Origin of the sequence: Gluconacetobacter sacchari, from assembly GCF_014174255.1 — a bacterium.
GTDB lineage: Bacteria > Pseudomonadota > Alphaproteobacteria > Acetobacterales > Acetobacteraceae > Gluconacetobacter > Gluconacetobacter sacchari.
The window spans coordinates 13635-30646 of record NZ_JABEQJ010000001.1 but is presented as its reverse complement, the minus strand read 5'-3'; the positions used below and the strand labels follow the sequence as shown (position 1 = coordinate 30646).

Below are 17012 nucleotides of genomic sequence, written 5' to 3'. Positions count from 1 at the left end.
GCGATGCGGGCCTTGATCGCGGGCGAGATCGGGGGCGTCGCGCTGGCTGCCGCCGTGGGGTGGCTGGTTCTGCTGGCACGCTGGCTGAGAGGGCGGCCGGCGGCCGGATCGTGGCTGGCGGGGTTGCGGCATGTGCCCCGGCGCTATCTGGTCGATGTGCATCATGTCGTCGCGCGCCGTCCGGTGGCGGCGCGGATGCACGCCCTCGCGGCGGGGGGTGTGCTGGGCGGCTCGGTGCTGGCCCTGGCGGCAGCGGTATCGGGCCTGGGGTGGAGTGTCTGGGCGTTGGTCGCGCTGGCCTTTGGCGTGGGGGGTATGGGAGCGCTGCTGGCGTGGCGTCGGCGGGTGCCGGGGACACCGCCCGCCTTGTCGGGTGGCGCGTTCCTGTGGCTGCCGGCCGCGTTGGCGGCCTGGTGTGTGGGGAATGGGCTGGCGGCGCTGTTCATGGCGGTTGGCGCGCCGATGACGGCGATAGTCGGGGCGGTGGTGCTGGGGGGCGCGGGCGGGGTGGCGCTGTTGCGGCTCGTGGAGCTGGGGCCGATGCGGCATGCGCTGGCGGGCGTGGCCTGGCTGGCCGGCCATACGCGGCCGGGACGCTTTGCGGGCGATGGACGCGATACGGGGCTGCGGCCGCTCGATCTGGCTGCGGCGCGGTTGGGGGTGTTGGTGCCGGCCGATTTCCCGGGTCCGGTACTCGCGAGTTTCGATGCCTGTATCCAGTGCGGGCGGTGCGAGGAGGCGTGCCCCGCCTTTGCCGCGGGCCAGCGCCTGAACCCCAAGGCGCTGATCCAGATCCTGTCGGGCGCGATGCGTGTCGTGCCGCCGCCTTATGCCGGCCGGCCCGCGCCGATGGCGCCGGTGCTGCTTGGCACGGGCGGAATGGCGCAGCCGATCGTGGGCAATGTGTTGCATCCGGACACGCTCTGGGCCTGCACCACCTGTCGTGCCTGTGTCGAGGAGTGCCCGATGCTGATCGAGCATGTCGATGCCGTGGTGTCGCTGCGACGGGGGCAGACCCTGATGCTGGGGCAGGTGCGCGACGGCGCGGCGCGCGTGCTGGAGGCGTCGCGCGCGCGGGCGGAGCCGGGTGGGCGGGACCTGGCGGCGCGGGGCGATGCGTTGGCGACCCTGGATGTGCCGGTGCTGGCGCCGGGGGGCGAGACGGATATCCTGCTTTGGCTGGGCGAGGGGGCGTTCGATGCGCGCTATGGCCGGACGCTGCGCGCGCTGGTCGCGTTGATGCGCCGGGCGGGGCTGCGGTTCGCGACCCTGGGGGCGGATGAGGTCGATTGCGGCGACCTGGCGCGCCGGCTGGGGGATGAGGCGGGCTTCCAGTCCCTGGCGGCGGAGGCCATCGCGGCGCTGAAGACCCGGCGTTTCGCGAAGATCGTCACCGCCGATCCGCATGCGCTGCATGTGTTGCGCAACGAATATCCGGCGTTGGGTGGCATATGGCGGGTCCAGCATCATACCGGCCTGCTGGACGAGTTGGTACGCGATGGCCGGCTGCGCCTGGAACGGCGGGAAGGGGTGCGTGTCGCCTATCATGATCCCTGCTACCTGGGCCGCTATAATGGTGAGATCGATGCGCCGCGCCGGCTGCTGGACGCGTCGTGCGCCGGGCGGGTGGAAATGGAGCGCCATGGCATGCGCGCGATGTGCTGCGGCGGCGGCGGCGGCGGGCCGGCCAGCGATGTCGATGCCGTGACGCGGATTCCCGATTTGCGGATGGCGCAGGCGCGGGCCGTGGGGGCTGGAATGGTGGCGGTCGCCTGCCCCGGCTGCACCGCGATGCTGGAAGGCGTGACCGGGCCGCGCCCGGACGTTCGCGATGTGGCGGAACTGGTGCTGGCGGCGGTGGTGGCATGAGGGCCAGGCGCGATCCGCGTGCCGAGCGCGCGCGCTGCCTGGTGCCTGGCGGTGCCCGGCCGCGCCTGGCGCGGGCGGGGGAGGCGGTGGTGGGTGCCGGGCCGCGCGAGCGGGCGGTGATCAGCATCGAGGCGCCCGCTTTCTGGGTCGCCGTGGTTGTCGAGGCGCCGGACGGGCGGCTGGATCGCTGGGCGCGCCAGAGCGTGGGTGCGGCGCGGGTGCTGGCGGGGGCGGAGGGCGGTGTCGTCGCCCTGCTGGCCGGGACGGCGGGGGGCGACGCGCTCGGCGAGGCCGGGGCCGATCGGGTGGTGCCGCTGGATGGCGGGATCGGGCCCGACGCGATGCCGGAGATGATGCTGGCGGCGCTGGCGCCGTTCGTGCCGCGCCATGTGGTGCTGGCGGAGACGCCCGCTGGTGGCGACTGGGCCCGTCGCCTGGCCGCGCGGGCGGGGTGGCCGATCCAGACCGGGGTTGAAATGCTGAGCGCGCGGCAGGCGATCCGGCCGGTCGGCGGCATGCGCCGCGAGCGGGCGGCCGCGCCGGCCCGGGTGCTGACGCTGCCGCGCGATCGGGTTGCCTCCCATGGCGGGACGCGTCGGGAGGGCCGGTGGTGCCCGGCGCCGGAGAGGCCGGCGGACAGGGGACGCATGCGGGTCGGGCCGGTGGTGACGGCAACGGCGGCCGGCATTCCGCTGGCCGAGGCGCCGTTCGTGATGGCGGCGGGGCAGGGCGTGGTCGATTTCGAGCGGTTCCATGCGCTGTCGCGCCTTTTGGGCGCGACCGAGGGCGCCAGTCGCGTGGTGTGCGATGCCGGGCTGATGCCGCGCGCGGCGCAGGTCGGCGCGTCCGGCACCGTGCTGGACGCGCGCTGCTATCTGGCCTTCGGCATTGCCGGGGCGCCGCAGCATCTCCAGGGGCTGGGCAAGGTCGAGCACGTGGTCGCGGTCAATACCGACCTGCATGCGGCGATCGTCGCGCGGGCCGGGCTGTCGATCATCGCCGACGCGCAGGCGGTGATGCCGGCGTTGCTGGACCTGCTGCGGGAGGAAGGCTGATGCGGAGCGTGGTGCTGCTCTCGGGCGGGATCGACCCGGTTTCGGGCCGGCCGGCGCCGCCGGCCGGCGAGATCGCGGCCATCGGGCTGGCGCTGTCGGTGGGCGGAGCCGTCGGCGGGCTGCATGCGGGAGCGCCCGTGCCGGCCTTGCGGCAGGCGGCGGGCCATGGGCTGGAACAGGTCGATTGCCTGCAAGGCGGGGGTGATGCCGTTGCGGTGCTGGCCGAGGCGCTGTTCGCCGCGCCGCCCGACCTGGTACTGGCCGGGCGGCAGGCCCGTGGCGGCGAGGATAGCGGCATGCTGCCCTATCTGCTGGCCGAGCGGCTCGACTGGCCGCTGCTGTCGGGCGTGGTGGCGATCGGCGCGACGGCGGAGGGCTGGCTGGCGGTGACGATCGGGCTGGCGCAGGGCGCCCGGCGGCCGGCGCAGATCAGGCTGCCCTGCATCCTGTGCGCCCATGATGCCGCGCCGGCGCCGCCTTTCGTCTTCGATCGCGCGCGGCGGGCGGTGTTGCGGGTCGTCCCGGTGACGGGCGAGGAGGGACCGGGCATGGTCGCGGTGGAGGGAACCGAGCGCCCGTACCGGGCCCGGCCCCGCCTGATCGGCACGGCGTCGGGCGGTGGCGGGACGGTGTTGGAGCATCCGGACCCCGCCGAGGCGGCACGGGTGCTGCGCGACCATCTTCGGGCGCTCGGGATGCTGGCGCCGCCACGGGAGGGTGCCGCCGATGCGTGAGGACCTGCGTGCGCTGCTGGAGCGGCTGGACTTCCAGCCCCGTGGTGTCAGCCATCCGCCCGTCCGCACGGTGGAGGAGGCGCACGCGCATTATGCCGGGCTGGAGGGCGCGCATACGAAGAACGCCTTTCTGAAGGATGCCAAGGGGGTGCTGGTGCTGGTCACCGTGCCGGCGGCGTGTCGGCTGGACATGAAGGCCCTGCCGGCGCTGATCGGCACCAGGCGCCTGTCCTTCGCCAGCCCCGAGGTGATGCGCGCGGTGCTGGACACCGAGCCGGGGGCGCTGGGGCCGCTGAGCCTGGCCGCCGATACCGGCAGGCAGGTCCGCTTCGCCATCGAGGCCTCGCTGCTGGAGGCCGATGCCATCACCTGCCATCCGCTGGACAATACCGAGACCTGGGTGATCCCGCGGGCCGTGCTGGTGCGCCTGCTGGCCGAACTGGGCGTGGAGCCGGTGGTCTTTACCCTGCCCGCGCCGTGAGGGGCGGCATGGCCACGCGCAGGGGCGACGGGGAAAGGGCGAGATGGACCGGGGATGATCCCTTGGCGTCGCCGTCGCTCTGGATGGGGAGAGCCGCGGCGGGGACATGGACGGTCGTGGCGGTGACGGTCCGCGTGCCCTTCTGCCGCTCGATCCGGCCGAGGAACAGGGAGAGGATGGTCCTGGCCAGCGTCATCCTGTCCGACATGTCGAACAGGATGACGGAAAACCTGTTGTGCTGGTGCGCGGAATGGCGCGTCAGCCGATATTTCCCGGCATAGAGCGATCCTTTCGACACGATGACGGTCGTGGCCCGGTAGGGGACATCGTCGATCATGACGGTGAATGCCGTCAGCCGGTATCTGGCCAGCGACGAGAGCGTGCTGACGGCGTAGGCGGCGCGTCCGATCCGCGCCTTCAGCCGCGTCGAAGTGGTGTGGACGATATGCGCGTCGAACCCGATGCTGGCCATCTGCACGAAAAGATGGCTGCCGGCCGGGGTGTGGAGCGTGCCGGGCCACAGGGTGGCGGCATGGCCGCCCCGGATCAGTTCGGCGTTCCGCGCCGGATCGAAGGGGATGCGCAATTCGTGCGCCAGGACGTTGGCCGAGCCGAGGGGGAGGATGCCGAGGATCGCGGAGGTGCCGGCCAGGCCCGCCGCGACCTCGGCGATCGTGCCGTCGCCGCCGGCCGCCACGATGTGGGAATAGCAGCCGCCTGCCGCCGCGTCGCGGGCCAGGATGGTGGCGTGGCCCCGATACCGTGTCGGCACCACCGTCGGGTGCAGGCCGGCGTGGCGAAGATGGCGGACGAACCGGGCGATGGACGACGGGTTATGATGGCCGGCCGCCGGGTTGGTGATGACCAGGACGTTCTTTATCGACACCATGCGCCGCCCGCGAAATTTTCGCGATCATAGACGGGTCTGCCGGGGGGAAGAAGGCGGTTCTCAATCCGGGAACACCACGGTACGGCGGCCGTTGACGATCACCCGCCGTTGCAGGTGGTAATGCACGGCCTTGGACAGCACGCGCCGCTCCACGTCGCGGCCCTTGCGGATCAGGTCTTCGGGCGTGTCGGCGTGCGAGATCCGTTCGACATCCTGTTCGATGATCGGGCCTTCGTCGAGGTCGGCCGTCACGTAATGGGCGGTGGCGCCGATGAGCTTCACGCCGCGCGCCTGGGCCTGGTGATAGGGGCGCGAGCCCTTGAAGCTGGGCAGGAAGGAATGGTGGATGTTGATGCAGCGGCCGGACAGTTTCGCCGCCATCTCGTTGGACAGCACCTGCATGTAGCGCGCCAGCACCACCAGGTCGGCCCGGGTTTCGGTGACCAGGCGCCAGAGCTGTTCTTCCTGCGCGGCCTTGGTCATCGGGGTGACGGGCAGGTAGTGGAACGGGATGTCGTCGGGCGCGGCGGCGCGGCTGGCTTCGCGCGGGTGGTTCGACACCACCGCCACCGGGTCCATCGCCAGTTCGCCGATGCGCCAGCGATAGAGCAGGTCGGCCAGGCAATGGTCGAATTTCGACACCATGATCAGCACCCGCTGGCGCGCGCCGGCGGGGTAGAACTGCCAGCGCGCGTCGAACCGCGCCGCCACGCCGGCCAGCGTCGCGCGGTCGGGCGGGGTGTCGGCGGTGAAGGCGATGCGCATGAAGAACTGGCCTTCCGCCAGGTCCGCGTGCTGGTGGATTTCGATGATGTTGGCGCCGGATTCGAACAGGCAGCCCGACCAGGCCGCGACCAGCCCCGTCTGGCTGGCGCAGGTGACGATCAGGACATGGGCGGCGGAATAGGCCATCGTCAGGATATCTTCATCTGTCGGAGAACAATCGGATTCCGCCATGCGACAGCACGTCCGGCGCGGCGCGGCGGGCGGCGAAATCGGGGGTGGCGATGCGGTGGCAGGCGCTGGGGCTGATGCCGAAGATATTCTTGAAATGGCGCGAGAAATGCGAACAGTCGGAAAATCCCATCTCAATGGCGATTTCCGTCACGCTCATCTCGCCGGCTTCCAGCAGGGCGCGGGCGTGGCGCAGGCGCAGCGTGCGATAGAAATCCTGCGGCTTGCGGCCCAGCGTGGCCTGGAACAGCCGTTCGAGCTGGCGGCTGGAAATCCCCAGCCGGGCGGCGAGTTGCGCGATCGGCAGGGGGCGCGCCATGTTCTGTTCCATGTGCAGCACCGCGCGGCGCACCCGCGGGTCGGCGAAGCGGGTCGCCGAGGCCAGGGTCGGGGGCTGGGGTTGCAGGCGGGTCTGGCCGCCATTGGCGCCCGCGCGTTCCATCAGCAGGATATGGCTGGCCTTGAGCCCCGCCGGGCGGCCGATGCTGCGTTCGATCAGGTGCATCGCCACGTCGGCCGCCGCGCCGCCGCCCGAGCAGGTGATGCGGTCGCCGTCATCGAGGAACATCTGGTCGCTGACCGGCTCGTGCGTCGGGAAGGCTTCGAGGAAATCCTGCCGGTGATACCAACTGACGCAGACGCGGCGATTGTCCATCAGCCCGGCGCGGCACAGGGCGAAGGTGCCGGTGCAGACGCCGATCAGCGTGATGCCCATCGCGGCCGCGCGGCGCAGCCAGGCGGTGGTGACGTAATCGATCTGCTCCTGCCCGTGGAGCAGGCCGCCGACCACGACGATATGGTCGAAGGCCCTGGGGTCGCCCAGCGGCGCGTCGCGCGCGATGGCGACGCCGCAACTGGAGCGCACCGGATGGACCGAGGCGGAGAGGACCTGCCATGAGCAGTGGATGGGGCGGCTGCGATCGTCCTTGTCGCCGGCGAGAATGAAGCCGACGCGCAGGCGCGGCTTGATGCCGGCCGGAGCCCCTTCTGACATGATCGTTCTCCCGATCGGGCCCGGTCGGTACCGGGCGGCTTTGATTTCTTATGCGAAATGAGGATAGGGAGCGGAAGGCAGGCAATTCTTGTCCCGATCCGACATAAATCTATTGAAGTCCGTCAGGTTTCCATCGAGGCGCGTCATGGCGTCCCGCCGGGCCGTTCCGCCCGGGAACCGAACGTTCGCGCCGGATGTTGGTTCGATTCCGACATGGTGGACCGAAAGGCCGGTCGGGGTCGATTTTTTTGCCGTGACGCGGGCGGCGGGACATTCCCTCGGCGCGGGCCGGCGCTTATTGAGGGGCGTGTTCACACAATCGGATAGATCCGCCAGACTGATCGGAGCCCGTCATGTCCGTCGATACCGCGCGCGCAGCCATCGAGACCTATTACCGCACCTTCAATGACGGCGATCGCGAGGCCTTTCTGGCCCTGCTGGCCGAGGATGTGGTGCATGACATCAACCAGGGGGGCAGCGAGAGCGGGGTGGCGGCGTTCCGCGTCTTTCTGGAGCGGATGGACCGGTGCTATCGCGAGGAGATCCGCGACGTGGTGGTGATGGTCAATGAGGATGGCAGCCGGGCGGCGGCGGAATTCGTCGTCCATGGCACGTATCTGAGCACCGACGACGGGCTGCCGGAGGCCGCCGGCCAGACCTATGTGCTGCCGGCGGGGGCGTTCTTTACCCTGCGCGACGGCAAGGTCGCGCGGATTGCGAATTACTACAACCTGCCGGAATGGATGCGGCAGGTGACGGGCGGGTAGGGCCGCGATCGGCGGCAGGCCGCTCACTGTTTGGCGAACAGCCGGTCCATCGAACGAAACGCCTTGAATTCCAGGGCGTTGCCGGCCGGGTCGCAGAAGAACATCGTGGCCTGCTCGCCGGGCAGGCCCTTGAAGCGGACCTGCGGTTCCATGCCGAAGGGGATGCCGTGCCGGCGCACGCGCTCGGCCAGGGCTTCCCAGCTTGCCATGTCCAGCACCACGCCGAAATGCGGGATCGGCACGTTGTGGCCGTCGACCGCGCCGCTGCCCGTGCCGCCGCCCGTGCCGCCCTGGGGGTCGCGGAGGCCGGTGCGATGGGTGACGATCTGGTTGCCGAACAGGTCGAAATCGATCCAGCTATCGGAACTCCGCCCTTCGGGGCAGCCCAGGACCTCGCCATAGAAATGGCGGGCGGCATCGAGATCGTCCACGGGGAAGGCGAGATGGAATGGTGCGGACATTGTCTGTTTCTCCTGATGAATCCGGGATGGTTCGGCTGTTTGGTGCAGTGTCAGGCGTGCGCCTGGAACCATTCGGCGCGGAACGGCATGCGGTCCGGACGGCGGCCCGTGGCGTGCAGCAGGGCCTGCGAGAGGGCGGGGGCCAGCGGCGCCACCATGATCTCGCCCGCGCCCTGGGGCGGCCGGTCGCTTTCGACGATGACCGGCACGATTTCGGGCATTTCGGCGATGGACAGCAGCGGATAGTCGGTGAAGTTCGACTGTTCCGCCGCGCCGTCGCGAAAGGTGATTTCGCTTTTCAGTGCGGAGGTCAGGGCAAAACCGATTCCGCCCTGGATCTGGGCGTTGAAGGTGTTGTGGTTGACGACCAGCCCGGCATCCATTGCGCAGACCACGCGGGCCACCTTCCAGCGGTCGCCCACGCGCTTGAGTTCCACCACCTCGGCGCATTCCGACACGAACGAGCCGCCGCGCCCGAAATAGGTGTTGAAGGCGATGCCGCGCGCGATGTCCGGGCCTGCCGGCCGGTCCCACCCCGCCGCCCGGGCGGCCGCGTCCAGCACCCGCAGCCCGGCGGGATAGTCGCGCAGCAGGTGCCGGCGATAGGCGTACTGGTCGATGCCGGCATGATGGGCGAGATCGGTGATAAAGCTTTCCCAGAACAGCACGCCGGCGCTCGACCCCACCGAGCGCATGAAATAGACCGGGATCGGCAGCGGCGTCTGGATGACGTCCACATGGAGGTTGGGGATGGCGTAGGTCTGCTGGTACAGGCCGTCGACCATGCTTTCGTCGTAATCGCCCAGCGGCGTCCTGGTGAGCCAGTACGGCCGGGTGGTGGCGAACAGCGACTGGCCGCACACCCGCGCGTGAATTGCCAGCGGATAGCCGTCCGCATCCAGCACTGCCCGCAGCCGGCCCTTGTTGTTGGGCCGGAAATGATCGTGCTGGATATCCATCTCGCGCGTGCGGATCAGCTTGACCGGCCGGCCAAGCGCCTTGGCTGCCTTGGCCGCCTGCGCGACGAAGCTGGGCACGATCTTGCCGCCGAAACTGCCGCCCAGGAAGCCGACATGCAGATGGATCTGATCCTCGTGCAGGCCGCAGATCTTGGCCACGGCGGTGACGGTGGCGTCCGTGCTCTGGATCGAGCCCCAGACGTCCACGCGGTCCTTCTGCACATGGACCGTCGCGTTCATCGGCTCCATCGCGGCGTGAGCCAGATGCGGGACGCTGAAGCGGCTTTCGATGACCCGGTCGGGATGCTGGCCGATGATCCTGAGCGCGTCGCCCTGCGAGAGTGCGGGCACGCCGATTTCGGCCTCCAGCCCGGCCTCGGCCAGATTGTCGATCAGCGCGGTCGACAGATGGCCGTTCTCGCCGGGCGAGAAGACGACATCGAGCAGGTCGACGGCGCGCTGGGCCTGCCAGTAGCGATCGGCGACGGCGATGACCGCGTCGTCCAGTTTCAGGATATGCCGTACGCCGGGCTGCTTCAGCACCTCGGCCTCGTTGCGGACATCGACCAGCCAGCCGCCGATGGCCGGCGCGATGCGGATGGCGGCGTTGAGCATGCCCGGCAGCGTGACGTCGAGCCCGAAGATGGCCGAACCATTGGTCTTGGCCGCCGTGTCGCGGCGGGGCAGGGATTTGCCGATCAGCCGGAAGGCACTGCGCTCCTTCAGCGGCGGATCGGACGGCACGGGCAGCTTCGCCGCGTCGGGGGCCAGCGTGCCGTAGGCCAGTTTTTCCCCCGTCGCCCGGTTGTGTACCCAGCCGTCGCGCGTCTCGCATTGTCCGGCTGCCACGCCCCAGCGCGCGGCGGCGACGCTGACCAACATGATGCGTGCCGCCGCCCCGGCCGTGCGCAGCCGGGCGTACAGCTTGGTGGTCGAGGTGGAGGCGCCTTCCTTCTGCGACGGTTTTTCGTTGCGGAACTGGATCTTGTAGGCGTCGCGCCCCATCACCCAGCGCACGGCGATGGCCGGCCAGTCGGCATCCAGCTCCTCGGCCAGGATACTGGGCAGGACGGTGTACGAGCCCTGGCCGACCTCCGGCTGGCACAGGCCGAGCGTGACGGTACCCGCCTGGTCGATGAAGACCCAGTCCGTCAGCTCGGAGTCCGCGACTTCGCCCCGCCGAGCGATGGCGGCATCCAGCGGGACGGCCAGAACCGCGCCGAAGGCGGCCGCGACCTCGAGGAAACGGCGCCGGCCCAGCAGGACAGGGGATGCGTGGTGCGACATGACCGTGCTCCTCTTACGCCCGCCGAGCGGCGGCGTGGATGGCCGCGCGGATGCGGATATAGGTCGCGCAGCGGCAGAGATTGGTGATGGTCTGATCGATATCCTGATCGGTGGGGTTGGGATTGCGGGCCAGCAGGGAGGTCGTGGCCATGATCATGCCCGACTGGCAGTAGCCGCATTGCGGTACGTCCAGTTCGTTCCAGGCCTGATGCACGGGATTGGTCTCGTCGGTCGGCAATCCCTCGATCGTGGTCACGGCGCGCCCGCGCACATGGCCGACCGCCATGACGCAGGTGCGTACGGCCGCGCCGTCCAGATGCATGGTGCAGGCGCCGCACATGCCGATCCCGCAGCCGAACTTGCTGCCCGTCAGGCTGAAATGTTCGCGCACCGCCCACAGGAGGGGCACATCGTCGGGCCCGTCGAAGGTGACGGGCTTGCCGTTCAGGCTGAATGTGACCGACATTGATGCGTCCTTCCTGCAAAGGCCCGGCGCTGCCGGGCGGTGTCAGACAGTGGCGTGAAGTGTGGCGTAGGGCCGTGCGTTCTGCTGTTCGCGCGCGCGCAGCAATTGCAGCACGCCGGCCGCCAGCCGGGCATTGTGATCGCGCATGACGGTGTAGGCGGCCTCGGGATCGCCGGCGACGATCGCCCGCATGACCGCGCCGTGATCGTCATGCGACTTGTGCAGGCGGTCGCCGTTTTCCTGCGGCTGGGCCTGGCGGAAGGCAGCCAGGCGGGTGCGCAGGTCGCGCATCAGTCCCGCCAGGGTGTCGTTGTGGGCCCCGCGCCCGATCAGGTCGTGGAACTGTTGGTTGATGGCCCAGTACGCCGTGCGGTCACCGCGCGCGGCGGCGTCCTTGCCCTGCTCGTACAGATCCTGCAGCAGGCTTTTTTCCAGCGCGTTCATCTTCTGCGATGCCAGCCGGGCACAGAGCGCCTCGATCTCGCATTCCGCGTCCAGCATGTCTGCCAACTGGTCCAGGCTGATCTGCGTGACCACCGCCCCGCGCCGGGGCAGGAATTCGATCAGCCCCCGTGCCGCCAGTTCCTTCAGCGCTTCGCGAACCGGAGTGCGCGACACGCCGAAGCTGGCGGCCAGGCCCTGCTCATCCAGCTTCTGGCCGGGCTGTAACTGGCCATGGATGATCTGTTCGGCCAGGCGATTATATATATCTTCGGCATATGTCGACATGCGGGGCTCCCTGCGTTCAATCCAGCTTCAACTGTGTACCAGATTCGGCGGAGACCTGCCCTGCGTGCAAGCTGCTATATGTGTTTCCCAGGCCGATAGCTGGGCGGCCTGCGCCTGGGGCGATCGGCCGGCCAGATGCGGCGTGAGAATGACGTTGGGCAGCGTGCGCAGTCGGGGCGGCACGACCGGTTCGCCCTCGAATACGTCCAGCGCGGCGCCTGCGATGACGCCATCCTCCAGCGCCGCGACCAGCGCCGTGGTGTCCACCACGCTGCCGCGCCCGATATTGATCAGGAACCCGCGTGGCCCCAGCGCCTGCAGCAAAGCGGCATCGACGAGGTGGCGCGTCGCCGCCCCGCCGGGACAGGCCACCACCAGATAGTCCGCGCGCGCGGCCATCATCTTCAGATCGGCCGCGTGTTCCGCACCCTGGAAGGGACGCGGCACGCGGGTGTGATAGAGCACGCGCATGCCGAACCCCAGCGCCCGTGTAGCGATCGCCTGACCGATCTGCCCGAAGCCGAGCAGGCCGAGCGTGCGGTCGTGCGGCGCCGGGCGGGGCTGGCGCAGATCTTCCCACCGGCCCGCGCGCACCCCCTGGTCCAGCCGGAGCAGATCGCGCGAGATGGCCAGCAGCAGCGCCATGGCGTGATCGGCCACTGTCTGGCCGTTCGCGCCGGGCGTGTTGGAGACCCGCACCCCCTGGGACCGCGCCGCGTCGAGATCCACGTTCTCGTGCCCAACCCCGGTGCAGAGTACCCAGCGCAGGGCAGGGAGTGCCGCCATGTCGTCGGCCGACAGCCCGGCCGAACCGTTGGTGACGACGAGCCGCACCTGCTCCCGGAGCCCCTGGTCGAGCATCGCGACCGGCAAGGTCGGTCCCGGCCGATCGATCACGGCCCCGTACCGGGCCAGCATCATCCGGGCAGGCCCTGTCAGCGGAATGCATGTCAGGATCGTCATGGTGTCGGGTCCGGGTTGGGAAGGGGCTGGGGCAGGCGCAGGCGCGTCACGATGTCAGGCCGCGACCACGTTCTTGACCGCGCCGCGCCAGCCGCTCTCTGTCATGTCGAAGACGATGCCCTCGGGAGTCTTGTACTTGACCTCGTAAAAGACGTTCGGATCGGTTTCCTTGCGGCCGGTCACATAGGCGCCGCCGGCCTCGGTCACCTTCGTGCCGGCCTCTTCCAGATTGTCGACCCACACGCCGAAATGGATCAGGCCGTAATAACCCTTCTGATCTTCGAAGCCCGGCACCGGCTCGTCGCCGAAATTCAGCAGCGCGACGTTCACGGTGCCGTCCGACATGTAGATGCCCCGCATGGCGCGGCCCGCGCGCTGCATGCCGAAAGCCTGTTCGAAAAATGTCGCTGCCGCCTCGGGGTCCGGCACGGACAGGGCGATATGTCTCAGCTTGCTCGTCTCACTCATCGATCACTCATCCTCGATATACGCGCGGGCCGCCTGACCCTCATCAGGACGGAGCTTCATTATGCATATGAATACAATCTGTCGCTACAAAATACTTTGACAGATAATTGTATTTTTGCCTAACGTGCGAGCAGGGCAGTGGAGGCGCATATCGACTCACGGCCGATTATGATTAAAATAATATCATATGACTTAAATGTATGCATATATGGAGTAACCGATTGGCAATTGATGATTGTCTGTGCAATTCGACGGCGTTGACTCATCTGACACCTGATCAGCGCGCCCGCATGCGCGCGATCGGGAACTGCTGGAACGACGATATCGTCGCCCATCGCGCGGAAATGGTGGCGCTATATTCCCCGTTGGCCGCGCGCATGCCCAAGGCTGCGACGGTGGTCCGCGATATTGCCTATGGGCCCGGCGCGCGGCAGGTGCTCGACGTCTTCCGCCCCGATGGCCATGACGGGGCGTGCCCGGTGGTCGTCTTTATCCATGGGGGCGCCTTCACCCGTGGCGCCAAGAGCGCGAATGGCGAGATCTATGACAATGTCCTGCATTGGTTCGCCCGGCTGGGTTATGTCGGCGTCAATGTCGAATATCGTCTGGCGCCCGACATCACCTGGCCCGATGGCGCGCGGGATGTCCTGGATGCGTTGGCCTGGGTGCGCGATGCGATCGCCGCGCATGGGGGCGATCCGGCACGGGTGCATGTGATCGGCCATTCGGCGGGCGGCAGCCATCTGGCGACCGCCGCGTTGGAACCTGGCCTGGGTGGATTGCCGGCGGGGGTTCGCAGTCTGGCACTGGTCAGCGGCCGTCTGCGCGCCGATCGGCGCCCGGATAACCCGAACGCCGACAATGTCGCGGCCTATTTCGGCGCGGACGAGAGCCTGTATGCCGCGCGCTCGCCTGTCAGCCGCGCGGCGGACTGTCCGCTGCCGGTGCTGGTGGCCGTCGCGGAATTCGAGAACCGCCACCTGGACGAATATGGGGCGGAATTCGCGCAGGCCGTGGCGCGGGCGGGGCGGGTACCCGTGCGCTGGGTCCGCCTGGCGGAGCACAACCACACATCGATCGTCGCCCATCTCAATACCGGAGAAGAAGGATTCGGCCGCGCGCTGGACAGTTTCTTCCGCTTACATGGTTCCGAGATCGAATCGGAACGGAACCGAACAGGAGCCTCGTAGGACAGATGCAGAAACGGATCATGATCGTCGGTGCCGGCCCTGTGGGCATGGTCTGCGCCCTGGCTCTGGGGCGGCAGGGATTCGACGTTACCGTCGTCGAACGCGAGGCCGGCCCGGTGATGGACCAGCGCGCGGCATCGCTGCATCCGACCACGCTGGCGATGCTGGGCGATCTGGGTATCGGCGAGACGATTATCGACAAGGGGCTGATCGCGCCGAAATACCAGTATCATGACCGCGTCAGTGGCGGGATCGTGGCCGAATTCGACCTGTCGACCATGGCGGACGAATTCCGCTACCCGTACGTGCTGCAATACGAGCAGTACAAATTCACCGACGATGTCAGCACCCGTTATGCCGACGAGATTGGCATCGCCGTGCTGTTCTCGACCGAGGCGACGCAGATCGTCCAGCATGATGACCGCGTCACGGTCACGCTGGAACAGGACGGTGCGCAGGAGGTGCGGGAGTACGATTACCTGATCGGTGCCGACGGTGGGCGCAGCATCGTGCGCAAGTCGCAGGACATTGCCTTCGAAGGCTTTACCTATGACGAGCGGTTCGTGAAGATTGCAACCTTCTTCGATTTCGGTGCCGAACGGCCGGACTACGCATTCCGCAACTATTTCTCGGACCCGAGCGAATGGTGCAACCTGTTCAAGGTGCGCGGCGCGGATGGCAGTGGCCTGTGGCGCGCGATCTTCCCGACCCGGGTCGGTGAGTCCGAGGAGGAGGCGCTGAGCCATGCCGGCATCCAGGAGCGGTTGCAGAAATTCTTTCCCAAGGCGGGCGACTATCAGATCGCCTATTCCAACGTCTATGCCGTCAACCAGCGCGTTGCCGCCACCTTCCGCAAGGGCCGTGTGTTGCTGGCCGGTGATTCGGCCCATGTGAACAATCCGATCGGCGGCATGGGCATGAATGGCGGCATCCATGACGCCGTCAATCTGGGCGAGAAGCTGGGCCGCGTTCTGCGTGGCGAGGCCGACGCGGCGTTGCTGGACCTATACAGCCGCCAGCGGCGCAAGGCCGCGGTGGATTTCGTCCAGGCCCAGACCATCCAGAACAAGCGCCTGCTGGAAGAACGCGCCCCTGAAATCCGCGCCCAGCATCTGCGCGACCTGCGTGACGCGGCATCCGACCCCGAACGGGCCCGGGCCTTCATGCGGCGCGCATCGCTTGCCGACAGCCTGAAGGCAGCGGCTTCCGTGTCCTGATACGCCGCGCCGCTCCATGCCCATGCCCCCGGAAAAGGATCGCAGCATGCCCCTCGTCGATGTCGAGACGTCCGCCGTCCCCGTGACCGCATCGCCGAGCGTGTGGTTCGGTGCCGGCCCCTTCGCCTGGTACACGGGCCTGTCGAAGGTCGAGAAGATTACGTTCTGGAGCTGCTATGGCGGCGTGGCGCTGGATGCGATGGACCTGCGCATCTTCAGCTTCCTGATCCCCGTGCTGATGAAGGCCTGGCATGTCGCCCCGGCGCAGGCCGGACTGCTGGGCAGTGCCGCCTTGTATGCGGCGGCGGCCGGCGGCTGGATCACGGGCCTGCTGGGCGACTGGTTCGGGCGCGTGAAGGCGATGCAGTTTACGATCGTCATCTATTCCGTGTTCACTTTTCTCAGCGGATTCGCCACCAGCTACGACCAGTTGTTCATTTGCCGGACGATCCAGGGGTTCGGCTTCGGCGGCGAGATCACCGCGGGTGTGGTGCTGATGGCCGAGATCGTGGGACATCAGAATCGGGGGCGTGCCGTAGGGTGCCTACAGAGTGGCGTGGCCGTAGGCTGGGCTCTGGCGGCCGTAATTGCCAGTGTCGCGATCGCGCTGCTGCCCGAAACCATTGCCTGGCGTGCCGTGTTCTGGTCGGGCATCCTCCCTGGCCTACTGCTGATCGTCATCCGCCGCCATGTGGACGAACCCGAAATCTACAAGGAATGCCGCGAGCAGGCGATCGAGCGCGCTGCGCGGATGAAGATCCACGACATCTTCCGCCCTGCCATTCTGCGCCACACGACATTGTCCACGCTTCTGGCGCTGGGTGTGCAGACCAGCGGCCTGGGCATCTCGACCTGGCTGCCCGCCTATCTGACCCTGTCGCGCCACCTTTCCCCCGCTGCGACCGGGCTCTATGTGATCGTGCTGACGGCGGGTGCGTTCTTCGGGTATATCGGCAGCGCCTATCTGTCGGACGCCCGGGGCCGGCGGCCCAATTTCTTCATCTACGTGACCGGCAGCATCGCCATCCTGACGGCTTATCTCTGTATCCCGATGCCGGGCTGGGCGCTGCTGGTGGCGGGGTTCCCGCTCGGCTTCTTCTCCCAGGGGCTTTATGGCGGCATGGGCACCTTCTTTTCCGAACTGTTTCCCACGCAGATTCGTGCCAGCGGTACCAGCTTCGCTTACAGCGCCGGGCGCCTGGGGGCTGCTTCGGGTGTCGCGCTGGTGGGGGCGCTTGCCCATGGGATCGGGATCGGCGCGGCGCTGCTCTGGGTCTGTCTCGCCAGTTATCTGCTGGTGATGATCGCGACCATGCTGCTGCCCGAGACCGGACAGAGGGCGCGCCCGGCGGCGTGATAGCGGGGCCCGGCGGCATCGCCGGGACTTATTTGTTTCTTGAGCGGAATTTTTTCGACTGTCCTTGAAGCTGGGATGTCCCGATCCGGGCTCAATCGGCCCGGCTTTCGGCTGCCTGCATGTTTTCTGACTCAAAAGTATTTTATAATTTCCAAATGTATACAAAAAAACT

At 68.2% G+C, this 17012-nt stretch carries 17 protein-coding genes; 8 read left to right on the top strand and 9 right to left on the bottom strand.

What is annotated here, in order from left to right; genetic code table 11:
* Positions 1 to 3: 3 nt before the first annotated feature.
* The 4 genes from HLH48_RS00130 to HLH48_RS00115 are packed head-to-tail and all read left to right on the top strand — an operon-like array spanning position 4 to position 4139.
* Complete coding sequence (locus HLH48_RS00130) at positions 4 to 1869, top strand: DUF3483 domain-containing protein (protein ID WP_182995475.1); 1866 nt, start codon at positions 4 to 6, stop codon at positions 1867 to 1869.
* Complete coding sequence (locus tag HLH48_RS00125) at positions 1866 to 2924, top strand: electron transfer flavoprotein subunit alpha/FixB family protein (RefSeq protein ID WP_182995474.1); 1059 nt, start codon at positions 1866 to 1868, stop codon at positions 2922 to 2924. Before HLH48_RS00130 ends, HLH48_RS00125 begins: the two co-directional genes overlap by 4 nt.
* Positions 2924 to 3658 carry an electron transfer flavoprotein subunit beta gene (locus tag HLH48_RS00120; RefSeq protein WP_182995473.1) on the top strand — a complete coding sequence of 245 codons (735 nt, stop codon included), beginning with the start codon at positions 2924 to 2926 and terminating at the stop codon, positions 3656 to 3658. The genes HLH48_RS00125 and HLH48_RS00120 overlap by 1 nt, the downstream gene beginning before the upstream one ends.
* A complete protein-coding gene (locus HLH48_RS00115) occupies positions 3651 to 4139 on the top strand; it encodes a prolyl-tRNA synthetase associated domain-containing protein (RefSeq protein ID WP_182995472.1) in 489 nt (162 codons plus the stop codon). The genes HLH48_RS00120 and HLH48_RS00115 overlap by 8 nt, the downstream gene beginning before the upstream one ends.
* Here the strand turns inward: HLH48_RS00115 and HLH48_RS00110 are convergent.
* The 3 genes from HLH48_RS00110 to HLH48_RS00100 are packed head-to-tail and all read right to left on the bottom strand — an operon-like array spanning position 4120 to position 6976.
* Positions 4120 to 5028 (bottom strand): diacylglycerol/lipid kinase family protein, encoded by a 909-nt coding sequence (locus tag HLH48_RS00110; RefSeq protein ID WP_182995471.1) that lies wholly within the window; start codon positions 5026 to 5028, stop codon positions 4120 to 4122. The genes HLH48_RS00115 and HLH48_RS00110 overlap by 20 nt on opposite strands.
* Before the next feature lie 60 nt (positions 5029 to 5088).
* Positions 5089 to 5940, bottom strand: coding sequence for a formyltetrahydrofolate deformylase (gene purU / locus HLH48_RS00105; protein WP_182995470.1), 852 nt, complete (start codon positions 5938 to 5940; stop codon positions 5089 to 5091).
* Between the two features lie 13 nt (positions 5941 to 5953).
* Positions 5954 to 6976: a GlxA family transcriptional regulator gene (locus tag HLH48_RS00100; protein WP_182995469.1), complete on the bottom strand. Its 1023-nt coding sequence runs from the start codon at positions 6974 to 6976 to the stop codon at positions 5954 to 5956.
* 353 nt (positions 6977 to 7329) lie between these two features.
* Here HLH48_RS00100 and HLH48_RS00095 point away from each other — a divergent pair, with 353 nt between their 5' ends.
* On the top strand, positions 7330 to 7743 hold the full coding sequence (locus HLH48_RS00095) for a ketosteroid isomerase-related protein (RefSeq protein WP_182995468.1): 414 nt from the start codon (positions 7330 to 7332) through the stop codon (positions 7741 to 7743).
* Between the two features lie 23 nt (positions 7744 to 7766).
* Here the strand turns inward: HLH48_RS00095 and HLH48_RS00090 are convergent, their stop codons facing one another.
* Genes HLH48_RS00090 through HLH48_RS00065 form a run of 6 tightly spaced genes read right to left on the bottom strand, consistent with a single transcriptional unit; the run spans position 7767 to position 13076 of the window.
* On the bottom strand, positions 7767 to 8204 hold the full coding sequence (locus HLH48_RS00090; RefSeq protein WP_182995467.1) for a VOC family protein: 438 nt from the start codon (positions 8202 to 8204) through the stop codon (positions 7767 to 7769).
* Between the two features lie 50 nt (positions 8205 to 8254).
* A complete protein-coding gene (locus tag HLH48_RS00085) occupies positions 8255 to 10450 on the bottom strand; it encodes a xanthine dehydrogenase family protein molybdopterin-binding subunit (RefSeq protein ID WP_182995466.1) in 2196 nt (731 codons plus the stop codon).
* Between the two features lie 13 nt (positions 10451 to 10463).
* On the bottom strand, positions 10464 to 10916 hold the full coding sequence (locus tag HLH48_RS00080) for a (2Fe-2S)-binding protein (protein ID WP_182995465.1): 453 nt from the start codon (positions 10914 to 10916) through the stop codon (positions 10464 to 10466).
* Between the two features lie 42 nt (positions 10917 to 10958).
* A complete protein-coding gene (locus HLH48_RS00075; protein WP_182995464.1) occupies positions 10959 to 11645 on the bottom strand; it encodes a GntR family transcriptional regulator in 687 nt (228 codons plus the stop codon).
* A gap of 27 nt (positions 11646 to 11672) precedes the next feature.
* The gene (locus HLH48_RS00070) at positions 11673 to 12608 is read right to left on the bottom strand and encodes an NAD(P)-dependent oxidoreductase (RefSeq protein WP_220794937.1); all 936 of its coding nucleotides are present in this window, start codon (positions 12606 to 12608) and stop codon (positions 11673 to 11675) included.
* Positions 12609 to 12662: 54 nt separating this feature from the next.
* Positions 12663 to 13076: a VOC family protein gene (locus tag HLH48_RS00065; RefSeq protein WP_182995463.1), complete on the bottom strand. Its 414-nt coding sequence runs from the start codon at positions 13074 to 13076 to the stop codon at positions 12663 to 12665.
* Between the two features lie 290 nt (positions 13077 to 13366).
* Here HLH48_RS00065 and HLH48_RS00060 point away from each other — a divergent pair, with 290 nt between their 5' ends.
* From HLH48_RS00060 to HLH48_RS00050, 3 genes are read left to right on the top strand one after another with little or no spacing between them, the layout of a single operon-like run.
* Positions 13367 to 14266 carry an alpha/beta hydrolase gene (locus HLH48_RS00060; protein WP_220794936.1) on the top strand — a complete coding sequence of 300 codons (900 nt, stop codon included), beginning with the start codon at positions 13367 to 13369 and terminating at the stop codon, positions 14264 to 14266.
* A 5-nt stretch (positions 14267 to 14271) separates the two neighbouring features.
* Positions 14272 to 15483, top strand: a complete 1212-nt coding sequence (locus HLH48_RS00055) for an FAD-dependent oxidoreductase (protein ID WP_182995461.1) — start codon at positions 14272 to 14274, stop codon at positions 15481 to 15483.
* Positions 15484 to 15529: 46 nt separating this feature from the next.
* Positions 15530 to 16840, top strand: a complete 1311-nt coding sequence (locus HLH48_RS00050; protein ID WP_182995460.1) for an MFS transporter — start codon at positions 15530 to 15532, stop codon at positions 16838 to 16840.
* Positions 16841 to 17012 lie beyond the last annotated feature (172 nt).

What these genes read in the sequence shown, in the direction of transcription:
- HLH48_RS00130 (WP_182995475.1), top strand. Translation starts at nt 4, where the DNA reads ATGCGGGCCTTGATCGCGGGCGAGATCGGGGGCGTCGCGCTGGCTGCC.
- HLH48_RS00125 (WP_182995474.1), top strand. Translation starts at nt 1,866, where the DNA reads ATGAGGGCCAGGCGCGATCCGCGTGCCGAGCGCGCGCGCTGCCTGGTG.
- HLH48_RS00120 (WP_182995473.1), top strand. Translation starts at nt 2,924, where the DNA reads ATGCGGAGCGTGGTGCTGCTCTCGGGCGGGATCGACCCGGTTTCGGGC.
- HLH48_RS00115 (WP_182995472.1), top strand. Translation starts at nt 3,651, where the DNA reads ATGCGTGAGGACCTGCGTGCGCTGCTGGAGCGGCTGGACTTCCAGCCC.
- HLH48_RS00110 (WP_182995471.1), bottom strand. Translation starts at nt 5,028, where the DNA reads ATGGTGTCGATAAAGAACGTCCTGGTCATCACCAACCCGGCGGCCGGC.
- purU (WP_182995470.1), bottom strand. Translation starts at nt 5,940, where the DNA reads ATGGCCTATTCCGCCGCCCATGTCCTGATCGTCACCTGCGCCAGCCAG.
- HLH48_RS00100 (WP_182995469.1), bottom strand. Translation starts at nt 6,976, where the DNA reads ATGTCAGAAGGGGCTCCGGCCGGCATCAAGCCGCGCCTGCGCGTCGGC.
- HLH48_RS00095 (WP_182995468.1), top strand. Translation starts at nt 7,330, where the DNA reads ATGTCCGTCGATACCGCGCGCGCAGCCATCGAGACCTATTACCGCACC.
- HLH48_RS00090 (WP_182995467.1), bottom strand. Translation starts at nt 8,204, where the DNA reads ATGTCCGCACCATTCCATCTCGCCTTCCCCGTGGACGATCTCGATGCC.
- HLH48_RS00085 (WP_182995466.1), bottom strand. Translation starts at nt 10,450, where the DNA reads ATGTCGCACCACGCATCCCCTGTCCTGCTGGGCCGGCGCCGTTTCCTC.
- HLH48_RS00080 (WP_182995465.1), bottom strand. Translation starts at nt 10,916, where the DNA reads ATGTCGGTCACATTCAGCCTGAACGGCAAGCCCGTCACCTTCGACGGG.
- HLH48_RS00075 (WP_182995464.1), bottom strand. Translation starts at nt 11,645, where the DNA reads ATGTCGACATATGCCGAAGATATATATAATCGCCTGGCCGAACAGATC.
- HLH48_RS00070 (WP_220794937.1), bottom strand. Translation starts at nt 12,608, where the DNA reads ATGACGATCCTGACATGCATTCCGCTGACAGGGCCTGCCCGGATGATG.
- HLH48_RS00065 (WP_182995463.1), bottom strand. Translation starts at nt 13,076, where the DNA reads ATGAGTGAGACGAGCAAGCTGAGACATATCGCCCTGTCCGTGCCGGAC.
- HLH48_RS00060 (WP_220794936.1), top strand. Translation starts at nt 13,367, where the DNA reads ATGCGCGCGATCGGGAACTGCTGGAACGACGATATCGTCGCCCATCGC.
- HLH48_RS00055 (WP_182995461.1), top strand. Translation starts at nt 14,272, where the DNA reads ATGCAGAAACGGATCATGATCGTCGGTGCCGGCCCTGTGGGCATGGTC.
- HLH48_RS00050 (WP_182995460.1), top strand. Translation starts at nt 15,530, where the DNA reads ATGCCCCTCGTCGATGTCGAGACGTCCGCCGTCCCCGTGACCGCATCG.